We start from the raw sequence: 8,013 nt of genomic DNA, 5'->3' as shown, positions 1-8,013 counted from the left end.
TGTGCGTGATGGGCCGAGCAGCCCATCACCGGCGAAGACTTGCTGCAACGCGGCACCACCTCGCATGAAGCCCGACACCACCACTGCCATGCACCAGCTCATCGCGCAGGTCCGGGACGCCATTCCCTTCGGTCTGCCGGCGGCGCAGGCCTGCACCGGCGAGTGCGACGGCTGCACGGTGAAGCTGTTGGAGTATCTGGATGGCGAGCTTGCGGGCTGGGAGGCGCGGCTCGCGGTGGGGGAGCGGCCGAGCCTTGAGGACTTGCAGCGGTTGGAGCAGACCAGCCGCAAGGTCTATCGGGTGATGGCTGCGAATGGGCTGGTGCCGGATGAAGGCTGAGCTTTTGGGTGGGCGCAGTGGGCGTTTGCCGTCGGCTCCGTGTGGGTGCGGGCTAGAACGGCGGGAGGACCGCGCTCCGGTTGGTGGGGTTGGTGTTGCGCACGGGCGGTTCGGCGGCGGGCCTGACGGAGTCCGCAGGGTCGAGTCGGGCGTCCGCGCGGTCGCGGCGGGCGAGGTCCCGCCCGTCGCGACCGCGGGGATCAGTCCGGGTCGGTGGGTTCAGTCCTGCTCGCCTGCGGTGCTGCTGCCCTGACCCGCCGGGGCAGTGGTCTGGCCGGCGTCCTTGGCTGGATCGGTCCTGGTGTCGTCGGCTGGCGCGGCGGGTTCTTCGAGCATGTCCTCGGCCTCCTGCACGGTTTCACTGATCGCCTCACCGGCGTCCTCGGCCGTGTCACTGATCACGGCGCCGGCCTCCTGGGCGGCCTCCGTTGCGGCCTGACCTGCGTCTTGGGCGGTGTCCATGGTGGCTGCGCCGACGTCTTCGGCGGTGTCCATGGTGGCCTCGCCGGCTTCCTCGGCGGCTTGCAAGGCCGCGGCGCCGGCTTCCTCGGCGGTTTCCAGTGCGGCCTTGCCGGCCTCCATGGCGGCTGCGCCGGCCTCGGTGGCGGTCTCTTCCAGCGCGGCGGCGGCTTCCTGCGCGCCTTCGGTTGTCAGGGCCCCGGCCTTGTCTGCGGCGTCCTGGGTGGCCTCGCTGACGTCCTCGACGGTTTGGTCGAGCATTGCGCCTGTCTCCTCGGCGGCTTCCTTGGCGGCGGCGCCGATGGTCTTGCCGAGCTCCTGGGCGGCTTCCGTGACCGCGGCGCCGACGGTCTGGGCGGCTTCCTTCATTTTGGTCAGGGTCGTATCCAGCAGGTCATTACCGGCGCTGCTTGTGGTCGCAGTCGCCGCTGCCGAGTCGGTGACGGCGCCGCCGAAGGTCTCGCTCACGAAGCCGAAGGGTTGCGCCATGGCGTTGGCTGACGGGGTATCGGTGGCGCGCGGTGCCGCTGCGGTGGGCTCGGGAGCTTGCCGGCTCGTCGCCGAGTCAGTGGGTGCGCCGGTGCGCGAGCCCCTGTCCATGCTGCGCTCCGTGCGGGCCTGTTCAGCTCCCCCGGCCGGGACTGGGGGTGTGCGGTCCTGCAGGGCCGCGTAAGCCGCCATCAGCAGGACGACGGCCAGAATTGCCAAGAGTGCGCGATTCGATTGCATGGTCACCTCCGTTTACTTGGCTCGCTTGATTCGTTTGGCTCACTTGGTTGACGGCGCAGTCTCCGTGCCACGTCTCAGGCGTTTTGCCGCGCGGCATGCATGGGTATATGCCGGTGCATCCCCGGGTGCCGGCGTGGCCTGGAGTCTCGATTGTCGTGAGCCTGGGGTACCGGCCCTCACTTTGGCGCTTGCCTTGCTGCGGCCCGGGCTGGCCAGACTGGTCGCGGCTTGGCCCATCGGCTGTGTGGATGGCGCCTTCGATCTCGAATTCGACGAATTCCCAGGGCGTGAAGGCCTGGTTGCCACCGCTGCCCATCAGGCCGAAGCGCGCTGACAGGCGCTTGCACGTCCTGGGCATCGGGATGCGGTCTGCGCTCGCCTCATCGCCTGCAAGGGCGGGGCCAGCCCGGATCGGGTTGAATTGCGAAGCTTTTGCGCGATTGCGCCGGAGATGGCTGCGGGTTATGCCCCACGCCGGTGGATTTCACCCGGCATCGAGTGGTTGAGTGCCGAGGCGCTCCGGGCGGCGGGTGTGGCCCTGCCGGTACCCGCACCAGTCGCAGTGAGCTGGGGTGCGCGCGCACTCGCCGAGGATGTCGCGGAAGATCGCGCCGTTGGAGCAACGGCGGGTGTCCGCACGGTAGGCCGCCGCATCGGCGTCGTTGGCCAAGTGGGACTGGCCGAGCTTGTGATGCCGGCCTCGTCAGGCATCGGCTTGGCTCATCCGGGCATCCGGCGCCGCCCGGCGCTGCGTCCGGCTGCGACCCGGCATGCCAGCACCGCCGCCAGTGCCATCAGGGCAGGTGTTCCCGGCTCCGGGACGGAGCGCGGCATCATGGCGAAAGCGCGAATATCGCCGTTCAGCATACCGTCGCCGACGGCGATCCCGCCGTTGGTGAGGTCATCAATGTTGCTCATGAAGGCGCCACCTGCCGTGGTGGCCGTGACGATGGCCGGGTTACCCGACTGCCAGAGGGTCGCGAAGTGCGTGAGCCTCGGGATGGCCGCATTCGCGGACGACGTTCATGTGATCGAGACACACCTCGATGTCACCCGGAAGCCGTCTCCGCGCTCGGCCTGCGCCGCGTCTTGGCGGCGCCAAGAGCCTCCGCCAGCCGCTGCATCAGTACATAGGCGGCGGGCATCAGCAGCAGGCCGACCAGAACCGACAACAGGATGCCACCGAAGATGGCGAGGCCGATGGAGCGGCGCGCCATGCCGCCCGGCCCGGAAGCGATCACCAGTGGCAGCGTCCCGAGCAGGAAGGCCGCCGCCTGCATCAGCACCGGTCGGAAGCGCAGCCGCCCCGCATGCACCGCGGACGCGATGATCTCCATCCCCGCTTCACGGCTTTGCTTGGCAAACTCGACGATCAGGATGGCGATCTTGGTGGCGAGGCCGAACAGCAGCACGATGCCGATCTGGGCGTAGATGTTGTTGTTGATCACCGGCAGCAGCAGGTTGACCAGCGCCACCGCGATCAGCGCCCCGAGCACCGCCACTGGTACCGCCATCAGCACCGCGAAGGCAAGCGTCCAGCTCTCGTATTGGGCGACAAGGAACAGGTAGATGAAGACCAGCGATACGGCAAAGATGTAGAGCACCGTGTTGCCGGCGGCGACCTCCTGGTAGGACAACCCGGTCCATGTGAAGTCGTAGCCCGGCGGCAGGGTCTCGGCGGCGACCGCCGTCAGCGCGGCCATGGTCTCGCCGGAGGCATACCCGAGGCCGGACATGCCGTGCAGGGTCACCGCTTGGATCATGTTGTACCGGCTGATCTCGTTCGGGCCCGAGCGGCGCTCGATCTGCACCAGCGTCGACAGCGGCACCATGTCGCCGTCGCGGTTCTGCACCTGGAGCCGCGCGATGTCATCGATGCGCGCCCGTGCGGCGCCATCGGCCTGAAGAATGACCTGATAGACCTTGCCGAAGCGATTGAAATCGTCCACGTAGCGCGAGCCGAGGGCGTCCTGGAGTGTGGTGAACACGTGCGCGAGGGGTACGCCCATGGTCTCGGCGCGGTGCCGGTCCACGGTCACGTACAGCGACGGTACGCCGGTCTGGAAGGTCGTGAACAGATGCGCCACCTCCGGTCGCTCTTCTGCTGCGGCGATGAAACGCTCGACCACCTCGCCGAGGGCCACCGGCGAGCCGCCGCCGGGGCTGCGGATCACCAGCTCGAAGCCCCCGGACATGCCCATGCCCGGGATCGCCGGAGGCATGAAGGGCATGACCTGGGCCTCCGGCACCTCGTCCGCAAAGCGCCGGCTCAGGCGCTGGATGATGCTGAACAACATGGTCTCGCGGCTGCCGCGCTCCTCCCAGGGGGCGAGCACGACGATCATGAAGGCGGACGCAGGCGAGTAGGACTGGCTGAGTCCGTTGTAGCCCGCCATGGTCATGAAGTGCTCAACGCCCGGCGTGTCCTCCAGGATCGCGGCCACCCGATCGCTGACCGCGGTGGTGCGCTCCAGCGCGGCCCCCGGCGGCAGCTGAATGTTGATCATGAACTTGCCCGTGTCCTCCGGCGGGATGAAGCCGGTGGGCACGCGCAGATAAAGGGCGACCGTGGCCACCCCGACCACGGCGAACAGCAGCAGCATGACGGGAACCCGGCGCACCACCCCGCCCACGGCGCGGGCGTAGCGCTCGCCGAGCCATCCGAACCCCGCATTGAACCAGCGGAAGGATGCGGCAACCCGCCCGCTCGGCGGGCGCAGCACATGCGAGCACAGGGCGGGGCTCAGGCTCAGCGCGTTGAGCGCCGACAGGGACACGGCCGCGGCGATGGTCAGCGCGAACTGGCGGTAAAGCTCGCCGGAGAGGCCGGGGAAGAAGGCGATCGGCACGAACACCGCGAGCAGCACCAGGGTGGTGGCGATGACCGGCCCGGTGGTCTGGCTGACCGTCTTCCAGGCGGCCTCGTGCGGGGACAGGCCTTCGTCCTGCATCAAGCGGTTGTCGTTCTCGATTTCGAGGATGCCGTCATCGACGACGATGCCGATGGCGAGGATCAGCGCGAGCAGCGTGATGACATTGATCGAGTAGCCCATCACCAGCAGGAACGCGAAGGTGCCGATCAGGGCGATCGGGATCGTCACCGCCGGGACGAAGGTCGAGCGGGCGTTCTGCAGGAACAGGAACACGACGCCGATGACCAGCACCACGGCGATGGCGAGCGTCTCCGCCACCTCGGCGATGGATGCCCGCACGTAGACCGTGGTGTCGTAATACAGGGTCGCCTGCAAATCCGGCGGGAAGTGCTCACGCTGCGCATCGAGCGCGGTCTTGATGGCATCCACCACCTCCAGCGCATTGGCCCCGGGGCGCTGATTGACGATCATCAGGGCCGCCGGGTACTCGCCGTCCAACAAGCCGGTGGAGTCGTAGTTGCGGGCGCCGAGCTCGACGCGGGCGACGTCGCGCACCCGCACGGCGCTGCCGTCCGGCAGCGTCTTGACCAGGATCCCGCCGAACTCCTCGGGCGTGGCAAGGCGCCCGCGCAGCTGCACGCCGTAGGTCAGCTGCTGGCCGGCGGGCGCCGGCTCGGCGCCGATGCGCCCGGCCGCAACCTGCATGTTCTCTGCCTCGATGGCGGCGGCGACATCGGCCGAGGTCAGCGCGTAGGCAGCCAGCCGCTCCGGGTCCAGCCAGACCCGCATCGCATAGGTCTTGTCGCCGAACAGCGCCATCGCGCCGACGCCGGGGATACGCCGCAGCGCATCCAGCAGATGGATGTCGGCATAGTTGTTGATGAAGACCGTGTCGTAGGCGTTGTTCGGCGAATACAGCGAGATGACGCAGAGGATATCGGTGGACTTGCGGTCCACCGAGACCCCTTGGCGCTGCACCGCCTCGGGAAGCTGCGCCATGGCGCCGTAGACCCGGTTCTGCACGTCCACCGCGGCGAGCTTCGGATCGGTGCCGATGCGGAAGGTAACGGTGATGTTGGCACTGCCGTCGTTGAAGCTGGAGGAGCTCATGTAGAGCATGCCCTCGGCGCCGTTGATGGCGTCTTCGAGCGGCGCGACGACGCTCTCGAGCACGGTCTCGGCAGCGGCGCCGGGCCAGCTCGTGGTGACGACCACCGTCGGCGGCGTCACGTCGGGGTACTCGGACACGGGTAGGAAGCGCATCGCGATCAGGCCGCAGAGCACGGTGATGACGGCAATGACGATCGCGAACCTCGGCCGGTCGATGAAAAAATGGCCGATCATCATGGCTGCTGCTCCTGTTGGGCCTCGCCATCGGCGTCCGTCGCCGGCTGTTTCGGGTCGGGCGCCGGCTCGGGCTTCGATCCGGCGTTGTCGTCGGCCCCCGCCCCGGCGGCGCCGTCTGCATCAGCGACGTCCACGGCAATGCCGGGGCGCAGGCGCTGCAATCCGGAGCGCGCCACCCGATCGCCGGCGGCGAGCCCGGCGGTGACCACGATGTGCGCGTCCACCGTCTGGCCGACGCTGACATCGCGCCGCTGCGCACGGCCGTCCGCGTCCACGATGTACACATAGTCCCCGAGCTGGTCCGTCAGCAGCGCCGCCTGGGGGATCAGCAGAGACGGAATGCGCAGGTCGCGCTCCAGCAGCACCTTGACGTACATGCCGGGGCGCAGGCGGTGCTGTGGATTCGGCAGCTCGGCGAAGGTGGCGATGGAGCCGGTTGCGGACTCGACGCGATTGTCGAAAAAGGCGATCCGGCCGCTGCCGGCGAAGGGCTCGCCGTCTGCGAGCAACAGCCCGACGCGCACCCTGTCGATCCCGCTCAGATCGCCGAAGTGGGAGAGATAAACGCGCTCCGGGATCTCGAAGCGGACCTGGATCGGATCGAGCTGGACCAGGCTCCCCACCGGCTCGCCGACATTGAGGTAGCTGCCGGTGCTGACCGCCGAGCGCCCGAGCTGCCCGGCGAAGGGCGCGTCGATCTGTGTGTCGGCGAGCGAGATGCGCGCCAGCTCCACGGCCGCCTCGGCCTCGGTCACCGCGGCCGCGGCCTCGTCTCGATCAGCGCGGGCATCCAGCAGATCGGCTTCGCTCGTGTTGCGGTCCCGCCACAGGGCCTCCTGCCGACCCAGCGCAACCTCGGCATTGTCCAGGGCCGCCCGGGCCGCCGCCAGCTCGCCGACGGCGCGCTCCAGTTCCGCCTCGTAGCGGGCGCGGCGGACCTGGTAGAGGGCGTCGCCGGACTGCACGAAGGCGCCGTCCGCGGCCGACTGCTCCACCAGGAACCCAGGGACCGGCGCCACCAACTGAACCTGACGGCGCGCCAGTGTCAGGCCCGGGAACTGCCGCCGGAACGCCAGCTCGCGCTCGACGACCGGCGCTGTCAGCACGCGGGGCGGCCCCTGCTGCCCATCGAACAGCGAGCCTCCTGGTCGCTCGCAGCCCACGACGGTGGCGAGCGCAAAGACGAAGGCGGGGAGCAGTCGGGCGGCGGTGCTGAGCATGGGCTGGCCCTCGAACCCTGGTGCCTGAATCTTCGGCGGCGGCAGAGACTACGTTGGATGACGGGCGACGTGGGCAGCAAAAGGGTCACGGGACTAGGTAAGTCCCTTATCTTTTGATCAGAGTCAAGCCTCGCCAGAGCCCTGCCGCAGGGCGCTGTGCGGCCCCCGACGCCTTCACCTGGCCGTCACGCTCCTCTGCTGGTCTTTCCGCAATCTAAGGGGAGCACTGATTGCTCTCTCAGTACCACACGCATCGCTGGCTTGGCTGCCTTGGCTGGCTTGGCTGGCTGGCGGGCTGTCTGGCGGGCGGTTGTCGCGGAGACCGGCATGAAGCTGCGCAACCTCCACCGGCTCCTGATCGCGGTAATCGGCATCAGTCGGGTCGCCGCGCTGGAGCCTACCCTGACCCCGGTGGACGTCATCTCCCGGGGCCGCGCCGGCTACGAGGTTCTAATGCGCGCGCAGGTGCGCAACTGAGGCCCCGGCGAATTCGCCGGGGAGAGGCCGGGTTCTCCTGCGCGCGCAGGTGCGCAACGGCACCGCGGAGCCGGCGCAGCGGGTCACCGCGCAGGTCGCCGCGGCGGGGTGCGGTGTGCGCGCAACGGTAGCCGAGCTGTCGGTCGGACGCGCAACGGTGCAACGCTGGCGTCGGCGTTGGTCGGCGTTGGTCGGCGTTGGTCGGCGAGTGTCGGCACGGCGTCGGTGCTTGAGCGCTTGGTGGACGCGCCGCGCCCGGGCACGCCGCCGACCTTCACGCCTGAGGTGATCTGCTCGATGATCGCGCTGGCGTGTGAACCGCCGTCGTGTGACGGGCGCGAGCTGACCCATTGGACGCTGGACGATCTGGCCGCAGCGGCCGTTGCCCGCGACATCGTCAAGTGCATTTCGGCGGGCTCCATCGGGCGCTTTCTGCGCGAGGCCGACCTCAAGCCGCACCGCACCCGCGGCTGGATCAATACGCCGCGCGGTGAGGACTTCGATGAGACGTGCCAGGACGTGTGCGAGACGTACCGACTGGCGCCCGAGCGCGCCGCCGCCGGCGTCG

The 8,013-nt window shown here is 69.0% G+C and carries 7 protein-coding genes and 1 pseudogene; 3 read left to right on the top strand and 5 right to left on the bottom strand.

Features of this window, described 5'->3' with window-relative positions; all coding sequences use genetic code 11:
- Window positions 1-88 precede the first annotated feature (88 nt).
- Window positions 89-340 carry a hypothetical protein gene (locus QZ607_RS25275; protein ID WP_295888905.1) on the top strand — a complete coding sequence of 84 codons (252 nt, stop codon included), beginning with the start codon at window positions 89-91 and terminating at the stop codon, window positions 338-340.
- 219 nt (window positions 341-559) lie between these two features.
- Here QZ607_RS25275 and QZ607_RS25270 read toward each other — a convergent pair whose 3' ends face one another.
- The 5 genes from QZ607_RS25270 to QZ607_RS25250 form a co-directional block, all read right to left on the bottom strand.
- The gene (locus QZ607_RS25270) at window positions 560-1,288 is read right to left on the bottom strand and encodes a hypothetical protein (RefSeq protein ID WP_295888902.1); all 729 of its coding nucleotides are present in this window, start codon (window positions 1,286-1,288) and stop codon (window positions 560-562) included.
- A gap of 724 nt (window positions 1,289-2,012) precedes the next feature.
- Complete coding sequence (locus QZ607_RS25265) at window positions 2,013-2,198, bottom strand: hypothetical protein (protein WP_295888900.1); 186 nt, start codon at window positions 2,196-2,198, stop codon at window positions 2,013-2,015.
- Window positions 2,199-2,248: 50 nt separating this feature from the next.
- Entirely contained in the window at window positions 2,249-2,446 is a 198-nt protein-coding gene (locus QZ607_RS25260; RefSeq protein ID WP_295888897.1) for a hypothetical protein, read from the bottom strand.
- 131 nt (window positions 2,447-2,577) lie between these two features.
- Window positions 2,578-5,748 (bottom strand): efflux RND transporter permease subunit, encoded by a 3,171-nt coding sequence (locus QZ607_RS25255; RefSeq protein ID WP_295888895.1) that lies wholly within the window; start codon window positions 5,746-5,748, stop codon window positions 2,578-2,580.
- Window positions 5,745-6,968: an efflux RND transporter periplasmic adaptor subunit gene (locus tag QZ607_RS25250; protein WP_295888893.1), complete on the bottom strand. Its 1,224-nt coding sequence runs from the start codon at window positions 6,966-6,968 to the stop codon at window positions 5,745-5,747. The genes QZ607_RS25255 and QZ607_RS25250 overlap by 4 nt, the downstream gene beginning before the upstream one ends.
- 327 nt (window positions 6,969-7,295) lie before the next feature.
- On the opposite strand from QZ607_RS25250, the gene QZ607_RS25245 reads away from it, so the two are divergent.
- Window positions 7,296-7,445, top strand: coding sequence for a hypothetical protein (locus tag QZ607_RS25245; protein WP_295888890.1), 150 nt, complete (start codon window positions 7,296-7,298; stop codon window positions 7,443-7,445).
- Between the two features lie 240 nt (window positions 7,446-7,685).
- A pseudogene (locus tag QZ607_RS25240) lies at window positions 7,686-8,013 on the top strand (hypothetical protein); the annotation flags it as partial.

This window comes from uncultured Thiohalocapsa sp. (assembly GCF_913063425.1).
Taxonomy (GTDB): domain Bacteria; phylum Pseudomonadota; class Gammaproteobacteria; order Chromatiales; family Chromatiaceae; genus Thiohalocapsa.
The sequence above is the reverse complement of the archived record's forward strand: the minus strand, read 5'-3'. Positions and strand labels throughout refer to the sequence as shown.

Bases quoted from the DNA above. Each gene is read 5' to 3' on its own strand.
- QZ607_RS25275 (WP_295888905.1), top strand. From the start codon at position 89: ATGCACCAGCTCATCGCGCAGGTCCGGGACGCCATTCCCTTCGGTCTG.
- QZ607_RS25270 (WP_295888902.1), bottom strand. From the start codon at position 1,288: ATGGCGCAACCCTTCGGCTTCGTGAGCGAGACCTTCGGCGGCGCCGTC.
- QZ607_RS25260 (WP_295888897.1), bottom strand. From the start codon at position 2,446: ATGAGCAACATTGATGACCTCACCAACGGCGGGATCGCCGTCGGCGAC.
- QZ607_RS25255 (WP_295888895.1), bottom strand. From the start codon at position 5,748: ATGATGATCGGCCATTTTTTCATCGACCGGCCGAGGTTCGCGATCGTC.
- QZ607_RS25250 (WP_295888893.1), bottom strand. From the start codon at position 6,968: ATGCTCAGCACCGCCGCCCGACTGCTCCCCGCCTTCGTCTTTGCGCTC.
- QZ607_RS25245 (WP_295888890.1), top strand. From the start codon at position 7,296: ATGAAGCTGCGCAACCTCCACCGGCTCCTGATCGCGGTAATCGGCATC.